20 protein-coding genes are annotated in these 26,488 nt (G+C 32.2%); 14 read left to right on the plus strand and 6 right to left on the minus strand.

Features of this window, described 5'->3' with window-relative positions; all coding sequences use genetic code 11:
* Positions 1-826: 826 nt before the first annotated feature.
* Positions 827-1,501, minus strand: coding sequence for a DUF4294 domain-containing protein (locus tag MW871_RS10680; RefSeq protein WP_248428494.1), 675 nt, complete (start codon positions 1,499-1,501; stop codon positions 827-829).
* A gap of 81 nt (positions 1,502-1,582) precedes the next feature.
* Here MW871_RS10680 and MW871_RS10685 point away from each other — a divergent pair, with 81 nt between their 5' ends.
* From MW871_RS10685 to MW871_RS10730, 10 genes are all read left to right on the plus strand, one after another.
* Positions 1,583-2,671: a M42 family metallopeptidase gene (locus tag MW871_RS10685; RefSeq protein WP_248428495.1), complete on the plus strand. Its 1,089-nt coding sequence runs from the start codon at positions 1,583-1,585 to the stop codon at positions 2,669-2,671.
* A 114-nt stretch (positions 2,672-2,785) separates the two neighbouring features.
* Positions 2,786-3,466 carry a response regulator transcription factor gene (locus MW871_RS10690; RefSeq protein WP_188050601.1) on the plus strand — a complete coding sequence of 227 codons (681 nt, stop codon included), beginning with the start codon at positions 2,786-2,788 and terminating at the stop codon, positions 3,464-3,466.
* The gene (locus MW871_RS10695) at positions 3,463-4,824 is read left to right on the plus strand and encodes a sensor histidine kinase (protein ID WP_188050602.1); all 1,362 of its coding nucleotides are present in this window, start codon (positions 3,463-3,465) and stop codon (positions 4,822-4,824) included. The genes MW871_RS10690 and MW871_RS10695 overlap by 4 nt, the downstream gene beginning before the upstream one ends.
* Before the next feature lie 74 nt (positions 4,825-4,898).
* Complete coding sequence (locus tag MW871_RS10700; protein ID WP_248428496.1) at positions 4,899-6,146, plus strand: TolC family protein; 1,248 nt, start codon at positions 4,899-4,901, stop codon at positions 6,144-6,146.
* A 125-nt stretch (positions 6,147-6,271) separates the two neighbouring features.
* On the plus strand, positions 6,272-7,357 hold the full coding sequence (locus MW871_RS10705) for an efflux RND transporter periplasmic adaptor subunit (protein WP_248428497.1): 1,086 nt from the start codon (positions 6,272-6,274) through the stop codon (positions 7,355-7,357).
* Between the two features lie 3 nt (positions 7,358-7,360).
* On the plus strand, positions 7,361-10,459 hold the full coding sequence (locus tag MW871_RS10710) for an efflux RND transporter permease subunit (RefSeq protein ID WP_248428498.1): 3,099 nt from the start codon (positions 7,361-7,363) through the stop codon (positions 10,457-10,459).
* A 400-nt stretch (positions 10,460-10,859) separates the two neighbouring features.
* Positions 10,860-11,942, plus strand: coding sequence for an efflux RND transporter periplasmic adaptor subunit (locus tag MW871_RS10715; protein WP_210646172.1), 1,083 nt, complete (start codon positions 10,860-10,862; stop codon positions 11,940-11,942).
* 28 nt (positions 11,943-11,970) lie between these two features.
* Complete coding sequence (locus MW871_RS10720; protein ID WP_248428499.1) at positions 11,971-15,189, plus strand: efflux RND transporter permease subunit; 3,219 nt, start codon at positions 11,971-11,973, stop codon at positions 15,187-15,189.
* A gap of 18 nt (positions 15,190-15,207) precedes the next feature.
* Positions 15,208-16,641, plus strand: coding sequence for a TolC family protein (locus MW871_RS10725; protein ID WP_248428500.1), 1,434 nt, complete (start codon positions 15,208-15,210; stop codon positions 16,639-16,641).
* A gap of 219 nt (positions 16,642-16,860) precedes the next feature.
* A complete protein-coding gene (locus MW871_RS10730) occupies positions 16,861-17,202 on the plus strand; it encodes a hypothetical protein (RefSeq protein ID WP_248428501.1) in 342 nt (113 codons plus the stop codon).
* Between the two features lie 176 nt (positions 17,203-17,378).
* Here the strand turns inward: MW871_RS10730 and MW871_RS10735 are convergent, their stop codons facing one another.
* From MW871_RS10735 to MW871_RS10745, 3 genes are all read right to left on the minus strand, one after another.
* Positions 17,379-18,332: a phosphoribosylaminoimidazolesuccinocarboxamide synthase gene (locus tag MW871_RS10735; RefSeq protein WP_248428502.1), complete on the minus strand. Its 954-nt coding sequence runs from the start codon at positions 18,330-18,332 to the stop codon at positions 17,379-17,381.
* A 212-nt stretch (positions 18,333-18,544) separates the two neighbouring features.
* Entirely contained in the window at positions 18,545-20,893 is a 2,349-nt protein-coding gene (locus MW871_RS10740) for a S9 family peptidase (RefSeq protein WP_248428503.1), read from the minus strand.
* A 43-nt stretch (positions 20,894-20,936) separates the two neighbouring features.
* On the minus strand, positions 20,937-21,746 hold the full coding sequence (locus tag MW871_RS10745) for a Cof-type HAD-IIB family hydrolase (RefSeq protein ID WP_248428504.1): 810 nt from the start codon (positions 21,744-21,746) through the stop codon (positions 20,937-20,939).
* A 263-nt stretch (positions 21,747-22,009) separates the two neighbouring features.
* Between MW871_RS10745 and hmpA the strand changes: the two genes are divergently transcribed.
* Both hmpA and MW871_RS10755 read left to right on the plus strand, forming a co-directional pair.
* Entirely contained in the window at positions 22,010-23,209 is a 1,200-nt protein-coding gene (gene hmpA / locus MW871_RS10750; RefSeq protein WP_248428505.1) for an NO-inducible flavohemoprotein, read from the plus strand.
* Positions 23,210-23,218: 9 nt separating this feature from the next.
* On the plus strand, positions 23,219-23,638 hold the full coding sequence (locus tag MW871_RS10755) for an RrF2 family transcriptional regulator (RefSeq protein ID WP_248428506.1): 420 nt from the start codon (positions 23,219-23,221) through the stop codon (positions 23,636-23,638).
* A 33-nt stretch (positions 23,639-23,671) separates the two neighbouring features.
* Here the strand turns inward: MW871_RS10755 and MW871_RS10760 are convergent, their stop codons facing one another.
* On the minus strand, positions 23,672-24,622 hold the full coding sequence (locus MW871_RS10760) for a PhoH family protein (protein WP_188050614.1): 951 nt from the start codon (positions 24,620-24,622) through the stop codon (positions 23,672-23,674).
* Positions 24,623-24,640: 18 nt separating this feature from the next.
* Entirely contained in the window at positions 24,641-25,168 is a 528-nt protein-coding gene (locus tag MW871_RS10765; protein WP_248428507.1) for a hypothetical protein, read from the minus strand.
* Between the two features lie 121 nt (positions 25,169-25,289).
* Here MW871_RS10765 and MW871_RS10770 point away from each other — a divergent pair, with 121 nt between their 5' ends.
* Both MW871_RS10770 and MW871_RS10775 read left to right on the plus strand, forming a co-directional pair.
* Entirely contained in the window at positions 25,290-26,117 is an 828-nt protein-coding gene (locus MW871_RS10770; RefSeq protein ID WP_210646164.1) for an SAM hydrolase/SAM-dependent halogenase family protein, read from the plus strand.
* 66 nt (positions 26,118-26,183) lie between these two features.
* The gene (locus tag MW871_RS10775) at positions 26,184-26,480 is read left to right on the plus strand and encodes a putative quinol monooxygenase (RefSeq protein ID WP_248428508.1); all 297 of its coding nucleotides are present in this window, start codon (positions 26,184-26,186) and stop codon (positions 26,478-26,480) included.
* Positions 26,481-26,488: the final 8 nt, after the last annotated feature.

The following is a 26,488-nucleotide window of genomic DNA, read 5'->3' on the forward strand; positions in this document are numbered from 1 at the left end:
TTCTAAAACTTTCGCTTTATTTTTGATCCGATTTTCATTATTTAAGTAAGAACTTATGCGCCATTGCGGGTGCAAAACTACAACGTTTATACCGTTATGCAAGCTTTTTTAATCACTTTTTTTTAACCTTTTATTAATGTTTTATTTAAAGAGCTGAAAATCTGATTTTTGAATGTGATATTTTTTTTTCTAAACAACTACTCCACTCTTCTAAATGCAATCTAAAAAAGGATTTTATCCTCTTTTATTGGCTTTGTACATAACATTTGCTCTTTGTAATCTTACTTAAAGCTACCTATTACATATAGTGTAGTCATTTTAAAAGCTTCTATCTTCTTTAATTATTGCTATTCTTGTCTTATATAGGTAAAATGGCACTAGAATTTACATTAATACTGTTTTGACACCTATATATAGGTAGGAGTTTCTTCTTTAGCCACAATCAAATGTCAATATAATATCGCGCTAGGATTGCTATTGTTGTCTTATATATAGGTAAAGCAATACTACCATTTATAAAACTGCTATTTTTTTACACCTATATATAGGTAGGTATTTTTTTTCTTACCTATATATAGGTGTAGTAATCCTATTGAGCAGACTGTGATCTAGAATAGTAAATTGTTTGTTACGCCTAACCTCTTCTAAACGTCTGAGAAAAACAAAATCGCGTTAGGGATAGCAGCGGAAAGCCCACAGTTAAGTGAAGTATAACGGAACTTGACGAGGACTTGAAGCGAATAGCCCGACCCATTCTAAAAAAGAGGCTATAACCGAACTCGGATATAGCCTCTTTTTTAGAATGGGAAACGCCAAAAGGAAAATTTTAATTTGCTTTAGCTGCTTTAGTCAACCATGATTCATTGAGATTTCCAATATCAATAGGTGTTGCCGTTTTTTGATTTTGTAACCTACCAGATTCAAAAGCTCCTACTAATATGGTTTCTATTAAATAATCTTCGTTTACCTCATAAGGTGCGTACTTTGATTTTAAGTTGATATCAAACATACTTGCAGCTGTATTAGACCAAAAGGCTTTCCAGCCACTTTTAAGATTCTTAACTAATTCAAAAGTGGTGCTACCAGTCTGACGATGTATTAATTTGACTAGAATTCGTCCTTGTCCTCTGGATAGTTTTTTGAGTTTGGCTTCAAATTCGTCGTTAAGATAATGCTCTACTATACTAAAATATCTTTTTTTCTCCTTACTTGTTTTAAGATTCGCCATTCCTTTATTCAAATTCGTCAAACGTTCTGAGGCTAATTTTGCATAAGGATAGGTTACGTATACGCGGTTTTGAAGGATCAAAAATTGCTTTCTTGCATCAGAACTCATTTTATCCTTGTATATTAATATTTCAGGTAGCTGAATGGTATCGTTAAGTATAGCGTCATCCTCTCGTAACTCATACCCCATTTTTGTAGTATCTTGAGCAATAATTTGAGCATTTACAGCAACAGCACCGAAAAGAAATAAAATAAAGAATTTAATAATCTTCATATAATAAATTTTAATTACCAAAATTATACATTTAATACACAACTGTAATACCAAAATCCTAATTTAGCAAAAAATTATTTTATGAGCACAAAATCGATATTAAAGGAATCCTCTATCACATTTTTAGAGCAATATTTAAATAACGCATCTCCAACTGGATTTGAAGCTGAAGGTCAAAAAATTTGGATGAATTATTTAAAACCTTATGTAGATACATTTATAACAGATACTTACGGAACTGCAGTTGGAGTTATTAATCCAGATGCACCTTATAAGGTAGTGATTGAAGGACATGCCGACGAAATTTCATGGTATGTAAATTACATTACTGATGACGGATTAATCTATGTGATTCGAAATGGAGGTTCTGATCACCAAATTGCACCATCAAAACGCGTGAACATTCATACTAAAAAAGGAATTGTTAAAGGTGTTTTTGGTTGGCCAGCAATTCATACTCGAAACAGAGGAAAAGAAGAAGTGGTTAAAGTAGACAATTTATTCATTGATATAGGTTGTGAAACTAAAGAAGAGGTAGATAAAATGGGTGTACACGTAGGTTGTGTAATCACTTATCCTGACGAATTTATGATTTTGAATGAAAATAAATTTGTTTGTCGTGCCATTGATAACCGCATGGGCGGATTTATGATTGCTGAAGTAGCGCGTTTGCTACATGAAAACAACATCAAATTACCTTTTGGATTGTACATTACTAACTCTGTTCAGGAAGAAGTTGGTCTTCGTGGTGCCGAAATGATTACTAAAACAATAAAACCTAATGTAGCAATTGTTACTGATGTTTGTCACGACTCTACTACTCCAATGATCGATAAGAAGATTGAAGGCGAAACAAAAATAGGTAAAGGTCCAGTAGTTACTTACGCTCCGGCGGTTCAAAACAATTTGAGAGAATTAATTCTAGAAACAGCAATGGCTAAGGAAATTCCGTTTCAGCGACTAGCTTCATCTCGGGTTACGGGAACAGATACGGACGCTTTTGCTTATAGCAATGGTGGCGTTGCATCCGCATTAATCTCCTTACCTTTACGTTATATGCATACTACTGTCGAAATGGTTCATAGAGATGACGTAGAAAATGTAATCAAATTGATCTATGAAACGCTATTGAAATTAGAAAATGAAGAGACTTTTTCTTATTTTAAATAATATTTTAAGGAGCTAATCCCGCTATCCGCTTTATCTTTTGTCCCGAAACCCGGGACAAAAGGATATCGCTCCTATCGGGGCTAAAGAAAGAATAAATACAAATTCAATTTTTTTATGAAAATTCTACTACTCGAAGATGATTTTACTTTATCAAAAGAAATTGCAACATTTTTTACTTCAAAATCTTATGAATGCACCCCATTTTATGATGGTCTATTGCTTGTAAAAAAATACAAAGCTAATGCTTATGATTTGATCATTCTAGACATTAATGTTCCAGGAAAAAACGGAATTGAAGTCTGTAAAGCGATTAGAGAATTGGACAAAAAAACTCCTATTATAATGTTAACGGCTTTTAGTGAAATCGAAGACAAACTTTCTTCATTCGAAAATGGTGCCGACGATTATCTGGTAAAACCTTTTCATTTTGATGAATTATACGCCAGAGTAATTGCTTTATTAAGACGAAAAGACATTCCACAGCAAACAAAAGATAAAATTAGTATTCATAATTTAGATATATTTGAAACGGAAATGAAAGTTTTTCGTTCAGACGAAGAGATTAAATTGACTCCAAAAGAGTTTAAATTGCTATTAACATTAGCCAATGCCAATGGAAATGTACTGTCAAAGCAATTTATTGCAGAAAAATTGTGGGATTATCATATAGAAACCAATCAAAATACAATTGAAGTTTACATCAACTTTTTAAGAAAAAAAATAGATAAAGACCATCCCGTAAAATTAATTCACACCAAAATAGGATATGGTTATTATTTAAAAGAGTCCGAATGACATTAAATAACAGAATATCACTTTTAGTAAGTTTACTCTTCACCGTCTTGTTTGGCTTGGCTTCAACATTGATATTTATATTATATGCTAATTTTAGAAAAGAGGAATTTAGAGATCGATTAGAAGTAAAAGCACTTTCGAATATAAAACTACTCGTAAATGTTAAAAAGGTAGATAAGCAATTATTAAAAATGATTGATCAAAATACCATTAACAAACTTTACAATGAAAAAACATTAATTTTTGATTCTAATTATCGCTTGATTTATAGCAGTATTGATGATGCAAAAATCAATTGGTCAGTTAATGACCTAAAATATCTTAAAACACATAAAACACTTTTTAAACAACAAGGTAATTATGAAGTATATGGTATCTTTTATGATACTAATTACGAAGATTATTACGCGTTAATCTCTGCAACGGATGATTACGGCAAGCGAAAATTACTTTATTTGCGTTTTATTCTGATTATTTCTTATATCGTTTTTACTGCAATTTGTTGGGTATTGACTTCATTTACTGTCAAAAAAATCATGCATCCTTTGGGTATTTTTCATCAAAAAATAAGAGATATAAATGCAAACAACCTTGATAGTAGAGTTGAAGTTCGAAGTAAAAAAAATGAAATCGACTTGATTGCTAGCGAGTTTAATTTTATGATGGACCGAATTGAAATTTCGTATCAAAAACAAAAAGAATTTACGGCTCACGCTTCTCATGAACTACGTACTCCTTTGTCTAGAATAACCTCTCAAATAGAAAACAATATTGCTCTCAAAGAAACAGATCAAAACGCTAAAAATTTCTTAAACACCATTCTTGGTGACGTCAATCAATTAACAGAACTTATAAATTCTTTGTTGATTCTGTCCAAATTGGAGAATAAAAAATACGAAAACAAAGAAATTTATCGACTAGACGAAATTCTATTTACTGCGATTGAGAAGTTGAACAAAATATTTCCTGATTTTGTTATCCTTTTTGAAATGGAAGAAAGTGACAATTTAGATTCGCTTTTAGAAATTACTGGAAATAAAAAGTTGCTAGAAATTGCGATTAGTAATATTCTAAAAAATGCTTTTACTTATTCGGATAATCAACAAGCGATAGTAAAAATTAAAGTTGATGGAGAGCAACTAATTATCTCCGTTTCAAACACTGGAAGAACATTAACTGCTAAGGAACAAAAAAATCTTTTTCAACCTTTTATGCGTGGTGAAAACGCTAATGGAACCACTGGTTTTGGTCTTGGTTTACGTATTGTACAGCGAATCCTTACGCTTCATAATGCTAAAATTTTATATAAAAATCCTGAAGAAAATACTAATTTATTCCTACTGATTTTTCATACTTAAGGTCTTTTTAAGGTTGAAATTAAGGCTTCTTAAAGATAGCCAGAACATCTTTGTATCCAACAAAAAAGGATATAATGAAAAAATTAATTGGATTAGTACTACTCTTATTTCTAAATCAAGTTGTTTTCGGTCAAAAAATAGTTACAGTTAAAGACTGCGAAAACATTTTTTTAGAGAACAATCTTGTATTGTTAGCCTCACATTACAATATTGATGCTTCAAAAGCACTCATTATTCAGGCACGTATTTGGGATAATCCCACATTTACGGCTGATTTGAATGCGTATAATCCAGAAAAAGAAAAGTATTTCTACAATGGATCACAAGGAGCTAAATCTTTTGGGATTGAACAACTCATCTACTTAGGAGGAAAAAAACGCAATGAAGTAAAATTAGCGCAAGCTACTGCAAAGCAAACCGAATTGGAATTTGATGAATTGCTTCGAACCTTAAAATTTCAATTGCGTAAAAGTTTCTACACAGTTTACTTCAATTCAAAAAATCTTGAAACCATAGACAGACAGCTGTCACATATTGAAGATTTAATAAGCTCTTATTCAGTACAAACTCAAAAAGGGAATTTGCCTTTGAAAGATTTGGTGCGTTTACAATCTTTGTTTTTAAATTTTAAAAATGACAGAATTGAAGTCGTAAACAGTACGATAGAGGAACAAGCAAACTTAAAATTACTGCTGAACGAAAGTGAAAATGTTGTTCCAACACTGACTGACATTGATTTTGAAAAATATACTAAAGAAATCAGCCTTGATGCCAAAGTATTAGAAAACATAGCCATAGAAAGTCGCCCTGATTATCTGCAACAGCAAAAAAACATTGAAATCAATGAGTTGAATATTAAATATCAAAAATCGCTCGCTATTCCGGACTTAACTTTAGGATTAGCCTACGCACAACGTGGAGGCGCATTTGATAATCAAAAAAATGTAACACTTGGAATACCATTGCCACTTTGGAATAAAAATAAAGGAAACATACAAGTAGCTAAAGCTTTATTAGAACAATCAAAAGTAGAAAAACAAGCCTTTGATTTACAGCTTCAAACTGAAATTGCTTCTAATTGGAACAAATGGAATGAGTCTCGAAAAAACTATCAGTTATTAAATCCTAAAATAAATGCTGATTTTGAAATGGTGTACAAAGGTATTTTAGAAAATTTTCAGAAAAGAAATATCAGCTTACTTGAGTTTACTGATTTCATGGAAAGTTACAATCAAGCAGCGATTCAAATGAATGAGTTAAAGAAAAAATTAGTCCTTTCTGGAGAAGAATTTAACAATACCATCAATAAGGATCTATTTTAAAATACCATTCATAAAATCCTCATAACGAATAGCAAACATTCAATTGTAAATAAAAATAAATTAGGCAAATTACACTTGCCTCGCAGCAGTATGCGACAGATACATAACCAAATAAAAGAAACAAAATGAATTATAAAACACTTATAGGAATTGGCTTAGTTGTATTAGCCATGACAAGTTGTAAGCAAGAAGAAGAAAAGCAAGAAACAGCAACCACATTTGTGCTAAGCGACAAAATGCTAAAAACAACCACAACAGCTGTAGCAACAAAAGAAGCGGTACGAAATGAATTAAGTTTTTATGGAAAAATTACTACGGACGACAATAATGCAATTGATGTCTATCCACTTGTTGGCGGAAACGTGGTTAAAGTAAATGTTGAACTTGGAGATTATGTAAAAAAAGGTCAAGTATTAGCAGTGATAAAAAGTACTGATATTGCTGATTTTGAAAAGCAAATGGTAGATGCTAAAAGTGATTTATTGGTAGCCAAAAATAACTTAAAGGTTTCTCAAGAATTATTTGAAGGAAAATTAAATTCGGAGAGAGAAGTACTTCAAGCAAAAGGAGAAGTCGATAAAGCGGCTTCACAATTGAATAAAATTCAGCAAACCTATAAAATTTATAATATAAAAAGTGGCTCCTTATATGAAGTAACAGCACCAATAAGTGGTTTTATAATTCAAAAAAGCATTAATCAAAACATGCTTTTGAGAAATGACCGCTCCGAAAATATTTTTGATATTGCCGAAATCAGCGAAGTTTGGGCTATGGCTAATGTCAACGAAAGTGATATTGAAAAAGTAAAATTAGGAGAAGATGCAGCTATTACCACTTTAAGTTATCCGGATAAAGTTTTTAATGGAAAAGTAGATAAAATTTTTAACGTGATTGATCCTAATACCAAAGCCATGAACGCTAGAATAAAACTGCAAAACAAGGATTTTCTCTTAAAACCGGATATGAACGCCACAATTAAATTATCATTTGAAGAAGATAAATCTATGATTGCGGTTCCAAGTACTGCCATCATATTTGATAAAAGTAAAAACTATGTTTTAATTTATAAAGATCGTAATAACATTAAAACTAGACAAGTTGAAGTGTACAGACAAGTTAGCGGTACGACCTATATTTCTAGTGGACTACAAGAAAACGAAAAGGTAATTACCACCAATCAATTGTTTATTTATGATGCTTTAAACGAATAAAACATGAACAAATTTATCAAAAATATTATTGCTTTTTCTATTAAGAACAAGGCATTTACCTTCTTTTGGGTTGGCGTTTTGGCCGTTGCAGGCTTTATCGCTTTCAAAAATATGCCTATTGAAGCATTTCCTGATGTAACCAATACTCAAATTACTATTATCAGTCAATGGAATGGCCGAAGTGCTGAAGAAATTGAGCGTTTTGTAACTTCTCCAATTGAAATTGCATTAAATCCGGTACAGAAAAAAACCAGTGTTCGCAGTGTTACTATGTTTGGCTTATCAGTAATCAAAATTATATTTGACGATGGTGTAGATGATGTTTTCGCGCGTCAACAAGTCAATAATTTATTAAAAAATGCCTCTTTGCCGGATGGTGTAGATGCCGATGTACAACCGCCTTATGGTCCAACTGGTGAAATCTTCAGATATACGCTTCAAAGTAAAAATAGAGATACTAGAGATTTATTAACCATACAAAACTGGACAATTGACAAGCAGTTGCGCGCCGTTCCAGGAATTGCTGATATAGCCGTTTTTGGAGGACAAGAAAAAACATACGAAGTAGGTGTTGATCCTGTCAAACTGGCTCGCTATAACATTACACCCTTGCAAGTTTTTGAAGCGGTAAATGGGAGTAATCTAAATGTTGGTGGTGATGTAATCGAAAAAAATGGCCAAGCATATGTAGTTCGTGGAGTTGGTTTATTAAGTTCTATTGCAGATATCGAAAATATAATTGTTGACGATGCAAACGGAAACCCTGTTTTGGTAAAAAACGTAGCTTCTGTTTATGAAAGTTCCTTACCACGAGTGGGTCAAGTGGGTCTTAACGACAAAGATGATGTGGTAGAAGGAATTGTTGTAATGAGAAAAGGGGAAAATGCAAAGGAAGTTTTGGCTTTGGTAAAAGCAAAAATTGATGAACTGAATAACTCAATTCTTCCAAAAGACGTAAAAATGGTTACTTTTTACGACCGTGATAATTTGATGAATTTCACCACCGAAACTGTAATGCACAATTTACTGGAAGGAATTATTCTAGTTACCTGCATCGTATTTTTATTCATGGCCGATTGGCGCACCACTTTTACGGTTTCAATTGTAATTCCGCTATCGTTACTTTTTGCCTTTTTATGTCTGAAATTAATGGGAATGAGTGCCAATTTATTGAGCCTTGGTGCAGTCGATTTTGGTATTATCATTGATGGCGCCGTCGTGATGGTAGAAGGTTTATTTGTAGTTCTCGATCGTAAAGCTAAAGATGTTGGAATGGAAAAATTTAACAAATTAGCCAAAGGCAGCTTAATAAAAAATACAGGAACTGAAATGGGTAAATCTATTTTCTTTTCAAAATTGATTATTATAACGGCTTTGCTCCCTATATTTTCTTTCCAGAAAGTAGAAGGAAAAATGTTCTCTCCCCTAGCCTTTACACTAGGTTTTGCTTTAATTGGAGCGTTACTTTTTACCTTAACCTTAGTTCCCGTTTTGTCGCATTTACTGCTGAATAAAAACGTGCGTGAAAAACACAATCCATTTGTTGAATTTTGGGATCGAATTGTAGAAAAAGGTTTTAAATGGAGTTTTAAACATAAGGTTAAATCATTGACTGCTTCAATTGTTTTATTAGTGGTGGTCGTAATTTCTGGAACTTTTTTAGGGACAGAATTTTTACCACAACTCAACGAAGGTTCACTTTGGATCACTGCAGAAATGCCAATGAGTAGTTCCTTGCAAGGATCGATGAAAGTTACCAATGAATTGAAAGCGGTCTTATTATCCTTTGAAGAAGTAGATGGCGTTATTTCTCAAACGGGTAGAAGTAATGACGGAACAGATCCAAATGGTTTTGGTTTTGTACAGTTTCAAGTGAATTTAAAACCCAAAAAAGAATGGAAAAGAAAAATATCCCAAGATGCATTAGTCGATCAAATGGATAAAAAGTTGAAGCAATTTCAAGGAATAACCTATAATTATTCTCAACCTATTTCTGATAATGTCTCGGAAGCCGTTGCAGGTTTTAAAGCAGCAAATGGAGTCAAAATTTATGGAGATGATTTGGTAAAAATTGACAGCATTGCAAATATTGTATTGAAAGAGATCAAAAACATACCCGGAATTAAAGATGCAGGTTTGATTCGGAATCTTGGTCAACCAGAAATTAGCGTAGTATTAAATCGTGAAAAAATGGCTGCTTATGGAGTGATGTTAAATGATGCACAAGCTGTTCTGGAACTCGCTTTTGGTGGAAAAACAGCAACACAAAAATATGAAGATTCAAAGAAATTTGATGTTCGTGTTCGTTATGCTAAAGAATATCGTAAAGATGAAATTGATATACGTGATCTAAAAGTGCCGACAAAAAGTGGTGCGAAAATTCCATTAAAAGAAATATCGGATGTCAAAAAAATTACGGGTCCAGCCTTTATTTATAGAGACAACACGAAGCGATTTATTGGTGTGAAATTTTCTGTACGAGATCGAGATTTAGGAGGTACTATTGCGGAAGCGCAAGAAAAAGTAGCTAAAATCGAACTTCCAACTGGTTATTCTATAGGATGGACCGGAGAATTTGAAAACCAAGTGCGTGCAAGCGAAAGATTAGCACAAGTGGTTCCTATAAGTTTAATTGGGATATTTATTTTATTGTTCCTCTTATTCGGAAATATCAAGGATTCGCTGTTAGTTTTAGCCAATGTTCCTTTTGCCATTATTGGCGGAATTATAGCATTGCATGTTACCGGAATGAATTTCGGAATTTCTGCCGGTGTTGGTTTTATCGCCCTTTTAGGGATTTGTATTCAAAATGGTGTCATCTTAATTTCAGAATTCCATCATAATCTAAAAGCCAAACTGTCGCTGGAAGAATCGATATTCGTAGGAGTAAAAGCAAGAACCAGAGCAGTTGTAATGACAGCGCTTATGGCTTCAATAGGATTATTACCAGCAGCAATTTCTACAGGAATTGGTTCTGAATCGCAAAAACCACTAGCTGTTGTAATTATTGGCGGATTGATTACCGCCACTATTTTGACTTTATTGATATTCCCAATTATATTTTGGATTTTCAACAGAAAAAAACATGCTCCAATAGAATAAAAAATTATTAGTTGTTTGGTTAGAAAGGCATCATTATTCATTTATAATGGTGTCTTTTTTTTGAAATCAATTTGCAATACGAATTCACGGACTATTCCTTATTACTACTATTTACTCTCTTTGATTTACCTTATTTCTTTTTTAAGTTTTTTTTAAGGTCAATTTTAAGGTCTCTTAAAGCCCATCGATAGCATCTTTGTTCTATCAAAAAAGATCAAATGAAACAAATATTGATATTATCAGCTTTATTATTTGAAAATCAATACAGTAATCCACCAAACTAGTTTCTCTACCACTATCTTTTTGATTCGATTTAGAATTTATTATTCTAAACATACCTTCCACAGATTATTTTCTTAAAGTTTCCAAACCTTAATAATCTACTAAAAATATTGATAAAATGAATAAAATTGTAACTCTTATAGGCATCTGCGCCATAATGAATTTAACAAGCTGCAAATCTGATGTAAAAAAAGAGGCAGAAATAGCTGAAATTACTGTTACTTCTCCAGTAATAAAAGATACCACATTTACAAAGGAATATATTGCTCAAATACAGTCCATACAAAATGTAGAACTTAGAGCACAAGAAAAAGGTTACCTAGAAAACATCTACGTAGATGAAGGTAGAACCGTAAAGGCAGGACAATTATTGTTTAGCATTATGCCTAAATTATATGAAGCTGAATACTTGAAAGCTAAAGCCGATTATAGAATGGTTCAAATTGAATTTCAAAATACTAAAGTTTTAGCTGATAAAAATATTGTTTCAAAATCAGAACTAGCGATGTCTAAAGCAAAATTAGAGGAAGCTAATGCAGATTTATCATTAGCAGAGACCCATTTGTCATTCACTAAAATTAAAGCCCCTTTTGAAGGAACTATTGACAGAATTTTGTTCAAAAAAGGAAGTTCTATAGATGAAGGTACTGTATTAACCAAAATTTCAAATAATAAAGAAGTCTATGCTTATTTTAATATGTCAGAAGTAGAGTATTTAAATTATAAATCTCGTGCAACTAAAGACATCAATAACAAAGCTACTTTATTATTATCTAATGGAGAACAACATAAATATCCCGGTCAAATTGAAACTATTGAAAGTGAATTTGATAACAATACGGGAAACATTGCCTTTAGAGCAAAATTTCCAAATCCTGAATTACTTCTAAAAAACGGAGAAACTGGAAAAGTAAGATTGACTGTTCCTATTAAAAATGCACTACTTATTCCGCAGAAAGCAACCTTCGAAATTCAGGACAAAATATATGTTTTTGTTATGGATAAAAACAATGTAGTTCACTCTCGAAATATTGAAGTAAAACAACGATTATCTAATGTTTACATCATAGAATCAGGATTATCTCCAGATGATAAAATACTAATAGATGGACTTCAAACGGTAAAAGAAGATGAGAAAATCAAACCTAAAATGGTTTCTGCTACATCGATTTTCAATAGTTTAGAATTAATCAAACAATAGATAAATTTAATCCTATAAAGTAACTATTATGTTTAATAAATTTATTCAAAGACCTGTTCTTTCTATTGTTATCTCCCTTATCATTGTTTTTTTAGGAGGATTAGCATTAATTCAATTACCAATTACTCAATTCCCATCTATTTCTCCGCCAAAAGTTAATATCGTAGCTGAATATCCAGGTGCTAATGGCGAATTGATGGTCAAATCAGTAGTAATTCCATTAGAAAGAGCCTTAAACGGTATTCCTGGAATGAAATACATTGCTTCGGATGCTGGTAATGATGGTGAAGCTTCTATTCAAGCCGTATTTGAATTAGGAACTGATCCCAATATTGCAGCAGTAAATGTTCAAAATCGTGTCGCTGCTGTTGTAAATAAACTTCCTCCAATCGTTGTTAGAGAAGGGGTAAAAATCACACGTGAAGAATCTAACATGCTGCTTTACATCAATTTGTACAGTAAAGATCCTAAACTAGATGTAAATTTCCTTTACAATTATGCCGATATTAATATGCTTTCAGAGTTGAAGCGTGTGGATGGTGTAGGATTTGCAGATGTTCTAGGAGACAGAGAATATTCGATGCGTGTTTGGTTAAAACCGGACAGAATGTTGGCTTACAAAGTATCTTCAGAAGAAGTTATGAAATCGCTTGACGATCAAAGTTTTGAAGCATCTCCTGGAAGATTAGGAGAAAGTTCTGGAAAAAAATCACAAGCATTTGAATATGTTTTAAAATATCCAGGACGTTATACAACTAAAGAACAATATGAAAATATTGTAATTCGTTCTAATGCCAACGGAGAATTACTCAGATTAAAAGATATAGCTGAAGTTGAATTTGGAAATGCGTATTACAATTTATATTCCAAATTAAACGGAAAACCTTCGGCAGCCATTGTAATCAAACAATCTTACGGAAGTAATGCCAGCGATGTAATTAAGAATGTAAAAAAGAAATTAGAAGAAATAAAAGGCGAATCCTTTCCAAAAGGAATGGATTATGAAATTGGATATGATGTTTCTAAATTTCTAGACGCTTCGATCGAAAAAGTAATTCACACTTTAGTAGAGGCATTTTTACTAGTTTCACTAGTGGTTTTTGTATTCTTAGGAGATTGGCGTTCAACATTAATTCCTGCTATTGCAGTTCCTGTTTCGTTAATCGGAACGTTCTTTTTCATGCAACTGTTTGGAATTACAGTCAACTTAATTACTTTATTCGCATTAGTTTTAGCAATTGGTATTGTGGTCGATGATGCCATAGTCGTCGTCGAGGCCGTCCATGCAAAAATGGAAGAATTTCATGTCAATGCATTGGAAGCTACAAAAATGGCCATGAAAGATATTGGAGGTGCCATTATCGCTATTACCTTAGTTATGGCAGCTGTATTTATTCCAGTTTCATTCATGTCGGGTCCTGTTGGAATTTTTTACAGACAGTTTTCGGTTACCATGGCTACGGCAATTATTTTGTCCGGTATTGTAGCGCTAACATTTACGCCTGCATTGTGTGCTATGATGTTGAAAAACGTACATGGAGTACCCAAAAAAGACACGGTTTTAAATAGATTATTAGCCAAATTCAATAACTGGTTTAATGGCTTGCAAGGAAAATACCAAAAACTGGTAACTCTTATTGTGAACAGAAGAGTGATTACTGTATTAGTATTATTAGTATTTTGTTTGGGAACTTATTTCTTAAGTTCAACTGTACCATCGGGATTTATACCTAATGAAGATCAAGGTTTATTCTATGCGGTGATACAAACTCCACCAGGATCTACTTTAGAAAGAACCGATGAAATTGCAGATCAATTGCAAAAAATTGCTTCTGGAATGGACGAAGTAAAATCAGTTTCAACGATGTCAGGTTATGAAATATTATCTGAAGGTACTGGATCTAATACAGGAAGTGTATTGGTAAATCTAAAAGGTTGGGACGAAAGAAAACACACGTCTCAACAAGTAATGGATGAATTAGAAGAAAAATCAAAAAATATAAAAGGAGCTACTATTGAGTTCTTCCCTCCTCCTGCTGTTCCTGGTTATGGTGCTGCCGGTGGATTTGAACTTCGAGTAGTGGATAAAATTGGTACTGGCGATTTCAAAAAAATGGAAAAAGTCACTAAAGATTTTGTCAAAGAATTAGGTAAAAGACCCGAACTTTCTTCTGTGTTTACTTTTTATAGTGCCAGTTTCCCTCAATATATGTTGAAAGTAGATAACGATAAAGCACAACAAAAAGGAGTTTCAATATCAGATGCTATGGATAATTTATCCACACTTATCGGAAGTAATTATGAAACCAGTTTTATAAAATACGACCGACAATACAAAGTAATGGTTCAAGCTTTGCCACAATACAGAGCAATGCCAGAAGATGTTTTGAAATTATACACCAAAAATGATGCAGGCGAAATGGTACCATACGGCGCCTTTATGACAGTTGAAAAAGTATTTGGTCTTTCTGAAATTACGAGACACAATCTGTACAATGCTTCTGAAATAAGTGGAGGTCCTGCTGCAGGTTATAGTAGTGGAACAGCCTTAAAAGTAGTTGCGGAAGTAGCCAAACAAACGTTACCAAAAGGATTTGGAATCGAATGGGCGGGAATTTCTATCGATGAATCCAGACAAGGAAATCAAGCCGTTTATATTTTCTTGATCTCTTTAATATTTGTTTATCTGGTACTTTCGGCACAATATGAAAGTTTTATGTTGCCTTTGCCAATTATTTTATCGTTACCTGTTGGAATATTTGGAGCTTTCTTTTTACTGAAAGTATTGGGATTAGAAAATAACATTTACGCACAAATTGCCATGGTCATGCTGATTGGTATCTTAGGTAAAAATGCGGTATTGATAGTCGAGTTTGCCGTACAAAGGCACGCTGCAGGACTCACCGCAATGCAAGCCGCCATCGAAGGAGCTACAGCGCGTCTTCGTCCTATTTTGATGACTTCTTTTGCTTTTATTGCTGGATTAATTCCGTTGGTTTTTGCCTCTGGTCCTGGAGCTGTTGGTAACAGAACTATTGGAGCCGCTGCTGCCGGAGGAATGTTATTCGGAACCATTTTCGGTGTAATTATCATCCCTGGATTGTATTACATCTTTGCAAAAATTTCAGAAAAACACATTCTAATTGAAGGAGAAGAAGAAGGAACACTGACAGAAGGTTTAAGAGATTATCTAAAAGGAATCTTCAAGATTGTAAAAAGAAAAAAGAATAAAAAGAATGATCTTTAATCTTAGAAATTTAAGAAAATGAACGTACAAAAAAATTATTATAAAATAGGAATTATAGCTCTTTTTGCAACTTTTACGAGTTGCAAAATGCTTGCTCCTGTTGAGAATGTAGAAAAACCAGAATTACCCGTATCTTTTGCAGATTCAAAAGACACTATTAATTCTGCTACAATAAAATGGAAAAGCTTTTTTTCTGATAAGAATCTCCAAAGCCTTATTGATACTGCTCTTACCAATAACATTGACTTGAAAATGACCTTGCAAGATATTGAAATAGCAAGAAATGATGTTAGAATTAAAAAAGGCTTATTTCTACCAACCGTTTCTGGTGGTTTAGCTGTTGGAACTGAAAAAGTAGGTCGTTACACAAGCACTGGTGCGGGTGATGCATCAACTGATATCACTCCTGGACATGCCGTTCCTGAAACACTAAATGATTTTTCTCTTGGCATTCGTGCCAGTTGGGAAGTTGATATTTGGAAAAAATTGCGAAACTCAAAAAAAGCAGCAGCAACACGCTATCTTGCTACTATTGAAGGCAAAAATTTTGTTGTAACTAATTTGGTTGCCGAAATTGCCAATTCGTATTATGAATTACTTTCATTAGACAATCAAATGGATGTGATTAAAGAAACGATTCAGTTGCAGAAAAATGCTTTAGAAATTGTAAAAGTTCAAAAAGATGCGGCAAGAGTAACTTTATTAGCCGTAAGAAAATACGAAGCCGAAGTTTTAAATTCTGAAAGTCTAGAGTTTGATATTAAACAACAAATTAAAGAAAACGAGAACAAAATTAATTTTCTTTTAGGAAGATATCCACAAACAATTGTCAGAGATAAAACAGTTTTTGAAAGTCAAATTCCAATACAAATTAATTCAGGAATTCCATCTCAATTATTGGCCAATCGTCCTGACATCAAACAAGCAGAATTAGAGTTGTTCGCTACTAAATGTGATGTTAAAGCTGCTCAAGCTGAATTTTACCCATCATTTTCCATTTCAGGAGGATTAGGTTTTCAAGCGTTTAAACCGTCATTACTTTTCACAACACCAGAATCTTTAGCGTATTCATTACTTGGAGAATTAACGGCTCCTTTAATTAATAGAAATGCAATAAAAGCCGAATTTAATAAGGCGAAAGCATATCAAGTTCAAGCAATGTACAATTATCAAAAAACAATTTTGAATGGTTATGTTGAAGTGTCAAATGAACTATCGAATATTAAAAACTTAGAACAATTGTACGCTTTAAAAAGTAAAGAAGTAGAAGCTTTAAATAGTTCAATATCTATTTCAAACGATTTATTCAGATCTTCTAAAGTAGATTATTTTGAAGTTTTAATGACGCAAAGAGATGCTCTTTCTTCAAAACTAGAATTAATTGAAGCAAAGAAAAGAGAATTTAATGCCGTTGTGAATGTGTACAAAGCATTAGGAGGAGGATGGAATTAATTTAATTCCTTTAAATTTTATAACAATAATAGTTTTCTTGTAGGTTGATAAAAGGCATCATTATTAATTTAATGATGCCTTTTTGAATTTAGACTTCACTTAAAATTGGTTTACTCGTGAACAATATCTTTTAATAAAATTTGTATTTTTATTACATTTACTTCAAATAATTGTGTAGTAATATAACACCAATCAAAAACTCTAAACAAAGCTAGAAAAATGTGTGAAAAATGTTTTATTAGAGAATATCCTAAATTTAATTCTACAAAAGAATTTGAAGTGTTTCTAGCAGAATTTGATAAAAAAATAGCAAAGTCAATAATTTTCATTAATCAAGGGGAATACAAAGCAGATAATCATACAATATATCTATGCAATAATTGTCAAACAATATGGTGGCTTTCTGATCCTGATAATCATTGGTGTGGATATTTTATGATAGATACAAATGCTAAAAAGCTTATTGACAAAGATGACCGAAATGGGAAAATCCATAAATATGGATGTTTGTCAATATTTATAATTCTGATCACTTTCACTTTGTTTAGATTAATTTCATAAAAAAGTGGCATCATATAACAGCTAATGCTTTACTGCTTTTTTGGCTAAATTTAAAAATGATTTAATACTTGCAAAATGTGTTTTTAATGGAAAAATAAATCTTACACTAAAAAGCAAAAAACCGCAATTCAAATTTAAACTGCGGTTTTTCTATTATTTATATTCTTTATTAGAAATTATCTATTTGCCAAATAAGCTACAACATTTTTCTCGATCCTTTCATTGATATTTGAGATATCTGCTTTTACAAATTTCTCTCCAAGGATATTCTCGTATAATTCGATATATCTTTCAGAAACCGTTTCAATATATTCGTCAGTCATATTCGGGATTTGTTGCCCTTCTAAACCTTGAAAACCATTTTTAATTAACCAGCGACGAACAAACTCTTTTGACAATTGTTTTTGTTCTTCTCCTTTATCTTGTCTTTCTTGATATCCTTCAGCATAGAAATAACGAGAAGAATCTGGTGTGTGAATTTCGTCAATTAAAACAATAACTCCGTCTCTAGTTTTCCCAAATTCGTATTTAGTATCTACTAAAATTAATCCACGACTTGCAGCAATCTCAGTTCCTCTTTGAAACAAAGCTCTAGTATATTTTTCTAAAACTAAATAATCTTCTTCGGTAACAATTACTTTTGATAAAATAGCTTCTCTAGAAATATCTGCATCGTGTTCGCCATTATCTGCTTTTGTAGTTGGCGTTATGATTGGTTCTGGAAATTTATCATTTTCTTTCAACCCTTCTACCATTTTAACTCCACAAATTTCTCTTTTTCCAAGAGCGTATTCGCGTGAAGCATGACCTGATAAATAACCACGAATTACCATTTCTACCTTAAAAGGTGTACATAAATGACCCACAGCAACACTTGGATCTGGAGTAGCAATCAACCAGTTTGGTACAATATCCTGAGTCAACTCCATGAATTTTGTAGCAATTTGATTCAGAATTTGCCCTTTATACGGAATTCCTTTAGGTAAAACTACATCAAAAGCCGAAAGCCTGTCTGTAGCCACCATCACTAAAAGGTCATCATTTATATTATAAACTTCTCTTACTTTACCTCGGTAAACCGATTTTTGATTAGGAAAATTAAAGTCGGTTGTCGTAATTGTATTACTCATCTTTGTTAAGTGTTGTGTTGTTGTTTTTGCAAAAATAGGTTGTTTGAAAGAGATACACAAAATTGTTGAAACATTATTCTAATTCAAAAATAGAGTCAAAAGTTATAAAGTCATAAAGTTGAAAGTCAGTGATAATTTGGTTTATAAAAAGAAGGAAGCACTACTGTAATTATTCCAGCTTTTAGACTTCAACTTTAGACACTTAAAAAAATCTACTTTTTTAGCAACGTACTATTAAATAAATCTAAAATTCGGCTGTATTCATCTACCCAAGAATAAGTTTCCTTAAAACCATGCGCTTCTACAGGGAAAGAAGAAAGGCTCCAATTTTTCTTGCCTAGTTCTATAAAACGTTGCGATAAACGAACAATATCTTTGTATTCTACGTTATCATCTACCATTCCGTGAAGCATCAATAATTTTCCTTGCAGATTATCAGCAAAATAAATAGGAGAACTTTTTTTGTAAGCTTCTGGATCCGTTTCTGGAAAATTCAGAATGTTTCCAGTATACCCATGATTGTAATGTGCCCAATCTGTTACAGATCGCAATGCGGCACCGGAAGCGAATTCGTTTGGAGTAGTCAACATTCCCATCAACGTAATAAAACCGCCGTAAGAACCTCCGTAAATCCCTACTCTACTTGCATCAATTCCTAAATTTTTAACTAAATAATTTTTACCATCAATTTGATCTGATAAATCTTTTCCGCCCATAAAACGGTAGATTCCAGTTCTAAAATCACGTCCGTAGCCATCACTTGCTCTGTAATCAATATCCAAAACAGTATAACCTAAATCAGTCAATAAGTTATGAAACATGTATTCTCTATGGTAACTACTCCAATAATTATGTGCATTTTGCAAATATCCTGCGCCATGTACAAAAAGAATAGCTGCTTTATTCGCATTGCTTGTTTCTGGTTTGTACAAACGGGCATAAACATCAGTTCCATCTTGAGCTTTAAAAGTAATCACTTCTGGTTCACGCCATTTATAAGACTTAAAAGCTTCAGTGGTAGAATTCGTTATTTGGCTAAGGGTAGTATTTTTTTTGTTGGCTGCCACATACAATTCCCAAGGTTTATTTTTATACGAATAGCGAACTAAAAGCGTATTTTCATCTGGAGACAAACTCACTTCATGAGCTCCATCTTTCGTTAAAATAGGTTGTAAAATAGCATTTGAAACTTCTAATTTATAGAAATTTCTATTTCCTGGATGCGTAGTATTTGTTGTTAAATAAAAAGATTTTTTATCCTTTGCCAAAGTGACATCACGAACTTCCCAATTTCCTTTTGTCAATTGTACTTTCTTTTTTGACTTTAAATTATAAGTGTATAAATGAGAAAAACCGGTTGCTTCTGATTGAAAATAAATCGTTTCATTATCTCCCAAAAATCCAAGTGTTCCACCGGAATAAGAATAAGAAGGAATACCAGGTCCACCAATCCAAGCTTCATCATGTTGATGGTCTAATTCTTGAAAAGTACCAGTCTCTAAATTTAAACTTACAATCCAACGGTCTTTGTTATCCTGACTTCTAATTTCAGAAATGGCATAAGATCCATCTTCATTATAAATGGGTTCTTGAACTACTATTAATTTATCTTTTTTCTCAGTAGTTTTTGATTTTTCATAAGATTCTAAATATTTTGGAACATCCTGAATATGGCTCAAAGATGAAAAATTAACAAAATAAACAGAATCTTTAGCAACACTGTAAATTCCAAATTTTGTTGTGAGTAAGTTGTCTACTGAAACTTTTTCTTTAGTCTCTTCAGTTTGGTTATAACCATCTGCAGTAATAAAAAGTTCCATTTTTTCATTCTTACCCTCTACCTCTTCTATGAGTCTGAAAGTAGCAAAATTTCCTTTTGGAGAAGCCTTTAGACTTCCAAAATTATATTTTCCATAATAATACGGTTTTGGAAAATCAGACTTAGTCAATTTCGATTTCGCCAAATTCCAATTTTTTAAGGCCTCTTGATCCCTAACAAACTGAAACAATTCTTGTTGCTGGCTTTTCAAAAAAGAGTCTTTTTCGGTAGATTTATCTTCTCCTTTTCCTCGTTTAAAATTAGTAATCTGAATAATTGAACCTTGATTAGTATTAAACTGAAATAAATTTTCGTTTTGTTTGAAGTACAAAATTCCTGCATCGGAACCCATTTGCAAACCAGAAATAGGATTGTTTTGTTGGTATAACTTTTTGCTAGTCTTCGTTTTTAAAGAATATGAAAACAAACGTCCTTTATCAATATAGTAATACAAATCGGGATTGGATGACTTTTTAAAATCAATTTTAGAAAAAGCTGCCTCACTTGCAGTTGCTAATTCTGGCTTTGACATTCCATTTTTCCAGAAATAAGTACTATTTCCTAATTCATTAGTTGGATTCCAATCAAAATATATTTTTTGTCCCTCTAAAGACCATCTTTCATTTTCTGGCTGTGCACCAATGAAAGTGTTTCCTTTCATGATTTCTTCCATTTTTAAAGCTTGACTTTGCGCTACAACGGAGAACAAAATGAAAAAGGATAAAATTATTTTATTATTCATACTATGGTTATTTATTGTGGTTTTTGGTTTAAATTATAGTTTATTATAAAAATTGCTCCGACAAATAAGTAGCAACACCATCTTGATCATTTGACAAAATGGTTTCAAGATGCGGAAGTGTATCCATCAAACTTTGAGGTGCATTTCCCATTATTAAAGCTTTTCCAGTCGATTTCAACATTTTTTCATCATTAAAACCATCTCCAAAGGAAATAGTTTCTTCAAAAATAAAATTCTCCAATTCTAAAATTTTACCAATAGCAATACTTTTATCAACGGATTTGTCCATAAATTCTAAACAAAAGGGAAGACTAAACGCATGATTAAACGTATCAGCATAATTTGATAAAATTTGATCCTTCAAATCAACTAACTTTTGGTGATTATGGTGTGTAAAAAATAGTTTTATCGATTTAAAATCTTCCAATGTATTAAAATCAACGATTTCAGGTATGTATTTTGACTCTTCCGAAAAGCTATTCAGTTTATCATTATTATGATTGGTTTGCCAATTGTTTTCTTTGAAAAGTACGGAAGTAATCTCCGAATCAATGTCAAGATCAAAAATACTTTTTACAATATCACTTTCCATATCTATTGAATACAAAAGCTCATTATCTGGTGAGTGAATTCGAGCTCCATTTGAAGTGACTAAATAAACGGGGCAATCTAAACCCGACACAATACTTTGTGCATCTAGATGATGCCGTCCGGTTGCCACAATTAGTAAATAATTTTGCTGGTGTAATTCTTGAAAGATAGCTTTAGTATATGCAGAAATCTTATGGTCTGAATTGAGTAAAGTTCCGTCTAAATCCGTAATAATTACTTTAATTTTATCTTTTAATATCATTTAATTTTTGACTCTCCTATTTATTAATTCCAAATTTATTCAATTTTAAAGAGAATCACAACCTTTAGTTCTAGTTTAGAAATAGAGCATACAATTTAACTTTTCGTAATTAATTTATATTAAAAGAAAGCAGTACTACTCCTATTTAGTATTAATAATTCATAAATTAATAACATTATGACAAAAATAGTTTAATTGTTGCATTTAAAATATAACAATTAAATTTAGTCGTTACCTTTGTAAAAACATATAAACACAACCCCATGAATACAAGTCAAAAAGAATTAGTAAAAGCTACAGTTCCTGTATTAAAAGCCAGCGGAAATGATTTGATCACCTACTTTTATCAAAGAATGCTAACTAACAATCCTGAGTTAAAAGATATTTTCAATATGGCCAATCAAGCCAGCGGAAAACAACAAAATGCTTTGACAGGAGCAGTTCTGGCTTATGCAGAGAATATTGATGATCCAACTGTTTTAATCAATACTTTAAAAGCCATTGGAAATAAACACGTGAGTTTAAATATTGCTGCTGAGCAATATGATATAGTAGGGAATCATTTAATTAATTCTATAATTGAAGTGTTAGGAGCAGCAGCAACTCCAGAATTAATTGAAGCTTGGACGTGCGCTTACAATGAATTAGCACAAATTATGATCAGTATTGAAGCAGATATGTATCAAAAAAACAGCCTAAAAAAAGGCGGTTGGAAAGGTTGGAGATCGTTTGTAATTTATAAAATTGTAGCGGAAAGTGACGAAATAAACTCCTTTTATCTTAAACCAGAAGACAATCAAGAAATAGCCGATTATTTCCCTGGGCAATACATATCAGTAAGCACTTTTATTCCAGAATTAGGCCATAAACAACCGAGACAATACAGTTTATCTTCTAATTCCAACAACGAATATTACAGAATATCTGTTAAAAAAGAAATGGGACAAAAAACACCAGATGGAATCGTTTCTAACGCTTTACACGACAAAAAAGAAGGAGATTTACTAGATGTAAGTGCTCCTGCTGGATTATTTTATGCAGATCCAGAAGCTAAAAATCCGTTGGTTTTAGTAAGTGGTGGAGTTGGTCTAACGCCAATGATGAGTATGGTAGAAACTAATAAAAATGCATTACAAAGAAACCAAACAGTATGGATTCACAGTTGTCGCAATGAAAATGTTCATGCTTTTAAAGATACCATTGAAGAGTTGAACAACGAAAAAACCTGGTTAACTTCCTTTGTTTTCTATGAAACTTTACCCGAAACAGAAACCAACGCGATTGAAGGAAGAATAGATTTACAACAAATAAAAGAAGAAATTCTGATTAAAGATGCAAAATATTATATTTGCGGACCTGCTGTTTTTATTAAAGTGCAGTATCAATCTCTAGTTAGTCTTGGTGTAAGCAGAGAAAATATACTTTATGAAGAATTTGGCCCACAGTTATTAAGCCTTAATTAATATTATTTTATGAAATTGAATCACTTTACTGATTTTAGTATGCGCGTTTTGATGTATTTAGATCAAAAAAAAGACAATCAGCAAAGTTCTTTAGACGCACTAGCAGCTGATTTTAAAATATCACGCAATCATCTCATTAAAGTGGTTCAATTCTTAGCTGTAAATGAATTGGTTCATACTAAAAGAGGAAAAAATGGTGGTATTTTAATTGCAGCAAGAGCCCGAGAAATCCTCTTAGGTGATTTAATTCATCTTTTAGAACAAGATGATACGCCGGTTGTCAATTGTGATTCAAAACCCTGTGTATTCAAATCGCATAATTGTAAATTAAAATCAGTTTTTAATACCGCTTATCTTGCTTTTATAGAAAGCTTAAACCAATATAAACTCTCTGATTTAGAATTTACCAATTGGAGTTCTATATTTTAAAACAAAAAAGACTTCTCACGAAGTCTTTTTTGTTTAATCATTATTTTCAATCATTTTGTAGGCATCAATCACTTTTTTGACTAATCGGTGGCGTACAATATCTTTATCATCCAGATAGATAATTCCAATTCCGTCAATATCTTTCAAAACCAACAATGCTTCTTTTAACCCAGAAATGGTTCGTCTTGGCAAATCGACTTGTCCCGGATCACCGGTAATCATAAACTTGGCACTTTTTCCCATACGTGTCAAAAACATTTTCATTTGGGAGTGCGTTGTATTTTGAGCTTCATCTAAAATTACAAAAGCATTATCAAGTGTTCTACCACGCATAAATGCTAAAGGAGCAATTTGAATAACGCCTTTCAAAATATAATCTTCTAATTTTTCATTAGGCAACATATCCCGTAAAGCGTCATATAAAGGTTGCATGTAAGGATCTAATTTTTCCTTCATGTCACCGGGCAGAAAGCCGAGATTCTCCCCTGCTTCTACTGCTGGCCTTGTTAGAATAATTCGTTTTACTTGTTTCTCTTTAAGTGCTTTTATTGCCATTGCAACTCCAGTATAGGTTTTTCCTGTACCAGCTGGTCCCACAGCAAAAACCATATCATTTTTTTCCATCGTATCAACCAGCAATTGCTGATTGGGCGTCATGGCTTTTATAATTTTACCACCAACACCATGCACTAAAATTTTATCTTGACCTTGAAATTTTCGGTCTTCCTGAATATCGCCAAGAATGACACGTTCGATTACATTATTGTCAATATTATTATACCTCGTAAAATGAAGCATTAAGCGTTGAAATCTTTTTTCGAACTCGTCTAAGACTTCCTTTTCTCCAAAAGCTTTTAATGTTGTTCCGCGCGCTACAATTTTAAGTTTGGGATAATATTTTTTTATTGTTTCAAGATGAGTGTCTTGAGCACCCCAAAATTCTTTTGGAGCGATGTCTATGAGCTCAATTATTCTTTCGTTCAAACTATCACGTTTTTTAAGTTAATTTAAAGTCAATCGAAATCCAATTCCTTTTGAATTGGTAATAAAATCTAATTTCTGTTTGTCAAATTGGTAATTACAAGTAGCTTTTGAATTATTATAATCAGCAACCACATTTTTTATTTTTTTAGAGAAACCAATCTTAATTGGAATAGCAACTAGAACTGCCGCAAGTCCTACATAGGTTATAAATGAAGGGTAATTGTTTCCTTCATCTTGTAGAACATATTGTCCATTTCCTACAGGTTTTCCAGTTATTCCAGAATCTGTTACACCTCGAGCTAGATCAGCAATCAACAAACTAATTCCTCCAATCAACAATATGTTTCCAGCAGTTTTTTTAGACCTGCCCGCATTGTAATTTGCTAGTAAATTTTCATTATTAGTTAATAATTCTCTTACTTGGTTTGGCGAAATTTTCTGGTTTTCAGAATTTAATATATTCCCGTTGGATTTATAAATTAGCTTTTGTGAAAACGATTGTAGCGCACTAATTAAAAGTAAGAACGTAACTATTTTTTTTATCATATATTGTGGTTTAAATTCAATTAAAAATTATCTATTAAAAAACTTTAAATTCTTTAGCTTTGCACTTCTCAAATTTAACAAAATTTAGGTTTAGATAAACTAATAAATTATAAAAAAATTTATGTCAATAATTACCCTAACTACGGATTACGGCTTGAAAGACCACTTTGTAGGTGCATTGAAAGGGAAGATTTTATCCGAGTACTCCGAGGCGAAAATCATTGACATCTCTCATGACATAGACCCATTCAACACAGTAGAAGCGAGTTACATTATCAATGCCTCGTATTCTAGTTTCCCAAAAGGAACGGTTCATCTTATTGGCGTTGATATGGAATTGAATAAAGAGAACAAACATATTGTCATGCAATGGAATGATCATTATTTTATTGCTGCAGACAATGGCATTTTGAGCATGGTTTCTCAAAAAATAGTTCCTCAAAAAATAGTTGCAATAAACATACACGATCGTTTACCAACGGATTCTGCTGATTTAGATGTTTTTGTAAAAGTTGCTTGTCATTTGGCTAAGGGAGGTTTGATGAATATTATTGGAAAAGAAATTAATAGTATCAAACAAGTTACCGATTTGCAAGCTATAGCAGCAGCAGATGGTAATTCGATAAATGGACATGTAATATATATTGATCATTTTGGCAATATTGTTACCAATATTTCAAAGAAGTATTTTATAGAAATAGCCAGAGGAAGGCCTTATGAAATTGAATTAAAAACTAAAAACATTAAAACCATTTTACCTAATTATTCTGATATTGCAAGTTCTGAAAAATATCCAATAAAATCCTACGAGGGTCAAAAATTAGCTTTGTTTAATGAAGCAGGATTTTTAGAAATTGCTATTTTTAGAAGTAATCCTTCGACTGTTGGCTCTGCCTCTAGCCTATTGGGATTAAATCATAGATCAATTATCAAAATAGTTTTTCGTTAACATTATAAGCTGTTCTGAATTCAAAGTGTAGTAAAAAGTATAAAATCCTAAATATAAAGTAATAAAATGTTTGTACGAATTGTAAAATTAAGTTTTCACTTGGAAAACATTCCTGCATTTTTAGAAAATTTTGCATTGAATAAACAAAAAATAAGAAATGCACCAGGAAATCGTTTTTTAGAATTGTATCAGGATAAAAATAATAAATCTATTTTTTTTACCTACAGTTATTGGGAAACGGAACTTGATTTAGAAAATTATAGAAATTCGGAACTTTTTAAAGAAGTTTGGACATTTACCAAGAAATTATTTAATGACAAACCAGAAGCTTGGAGTGTTGATAAACTTGCTTCTTTGCTTTAAGTTTTTTC

The sequence above is a fragment of the Flavobacterium pygoscelis genome (assembly GCF_023162025.1).
In the GTDB taxonomy this organism is placed as follows: domain Bacteria; phylum Bacteroidota; class Bacteroidia; order Flavobacteriales; family Flavobacteriaceae; genus Flavobacterium; species Flavobacterium pygoscelis.

Bases quoted from the DNA above. Each gene is read 5' to 3' on its own strand.
- MW871_RS10770 (WP_210646164.1), top strand. From the start codon at position 25,290: ATGTCAATAATTACCCTAACTACGGATTACGGCTTGAAAGACCACTTT.
- MW871_RS10695 (WP_188050602.1), top strand. From the start codon at position 3,463: ATGACATTAAATAACAGAATATCACTTTTAGTAAGTTTACTCTTCACC.
- MW871_RS10775 (WP_248428508.1), top strand. From the start codon at position 26,184: ATGTTTGTACGAATTGTAAAATTAAGTTTTCACTTGGAAAACATTCCT.
- MW871_RS10715 (WP_210646172.1), top strand. From the start codon at position 10,860: ATGAATAAAATTGTAACTCTTATAGGCATCTGCGCCATAATGAATTTA.
- MW871_RS10725 (WP_248428500.1), top strand. From the start codon at position 15,208: ATGAACGTACAAAAAAATTATTATAAAATAGGAATTATAGCTCTTTTT.
- MW871_RS10680 (WP_248428494.1), bottom strand. From the start codon at position 1,501: ATGAAGATTATTAAATTCTTTATTTTATTTCTTTTCGGTGCTGTTGCT.
- MW871_RS10685 (WP_248428495.1), top strand. From the start codon at position 1,583: ATGAGCACAAAATCGATATTAAAGGAATCCTCTATCACATTTTTAGAG.
- MW871_RS10690 (WP_188050601.1), top strand. From the start codon at position 2,786: ATGAAAATTCTACTACTCGAAGATGATTTTACTTTATCAAAAGAAATT.
- MW871_RS10745 (WP_248428504.1), bottom strand. From the start codon at position 21,746: ATGATATTAAAAGATAAAATTAAAGTAATTATTACGGATTTAGACGGA.
- hmpA (WP_248428505.1), top strand. From the start codon at position 22,010: ATGAATACAAGTCAAAAAGAATTAGTAAAAGCTACAGTTCCTGTATTA.
- MW871_RS10720 (WP_248428499.1), top strand. From the start codon at position 11,971: ATGTTTAATAAATTTATTCAAAGACCTGTTCTTTCTATTGTTATCTCC.
- MW871_RS10730 (WP_248428501.1), top strand. From the start codon at position 16,861: ATGTGTGAAAAATGTTTTATTAGAGAATATCCTAAATTTAATTCTACA.
- MW871_RS10735 (WP_248428502.1), bottom strand. From the start codon at position 18,332: ATGAGTAATACAATTACGACAACCGACTTTAATTTTCCTAATCAAAAA.
- MW871_RS10700 (WP_248428496.1), top strand. From the start codon at position 4,899: ATGAAAAAATTAATTGGATTAGTACTACTCTTATTTCTAAATCAAGTT.
- MW871_RS10710 (WP_248428498.1), top strand. From the start codon at position 7,361: ATGAACAAATTTATCAAAAATATTATTGCTTTTTCTATTAAGAACAAG.
- MW871_RS10705 (WP_248428497.1), top strand. From the start codon at position 6,272: ATGAATTATAAAACACTTATAGGAATTGGCTTAGTTGTATTAGCCATG.
- MW871_RS10740 (WP_248428503.1), bottom strand. From the start codon at position 20,893: ATGAATAATAAAATAATTTTATCCTTTTTCATTTTGTTCTCCGTTGTA.
- MW871_RS10755 (WP_248428506.1), top strand. From the start codon at position 23,219: ATGAAATTGAATCACTTTACTGATTTTAGTATGCGCGTTTTGATGTAT.
- MW871_RS10765 (WP_248428507.1), bottom strand. From the start codon at position 25,168: ATGATAAAAAAAATAGTTACGTTCTTACTTTTAATTAGTGCGCTACAA.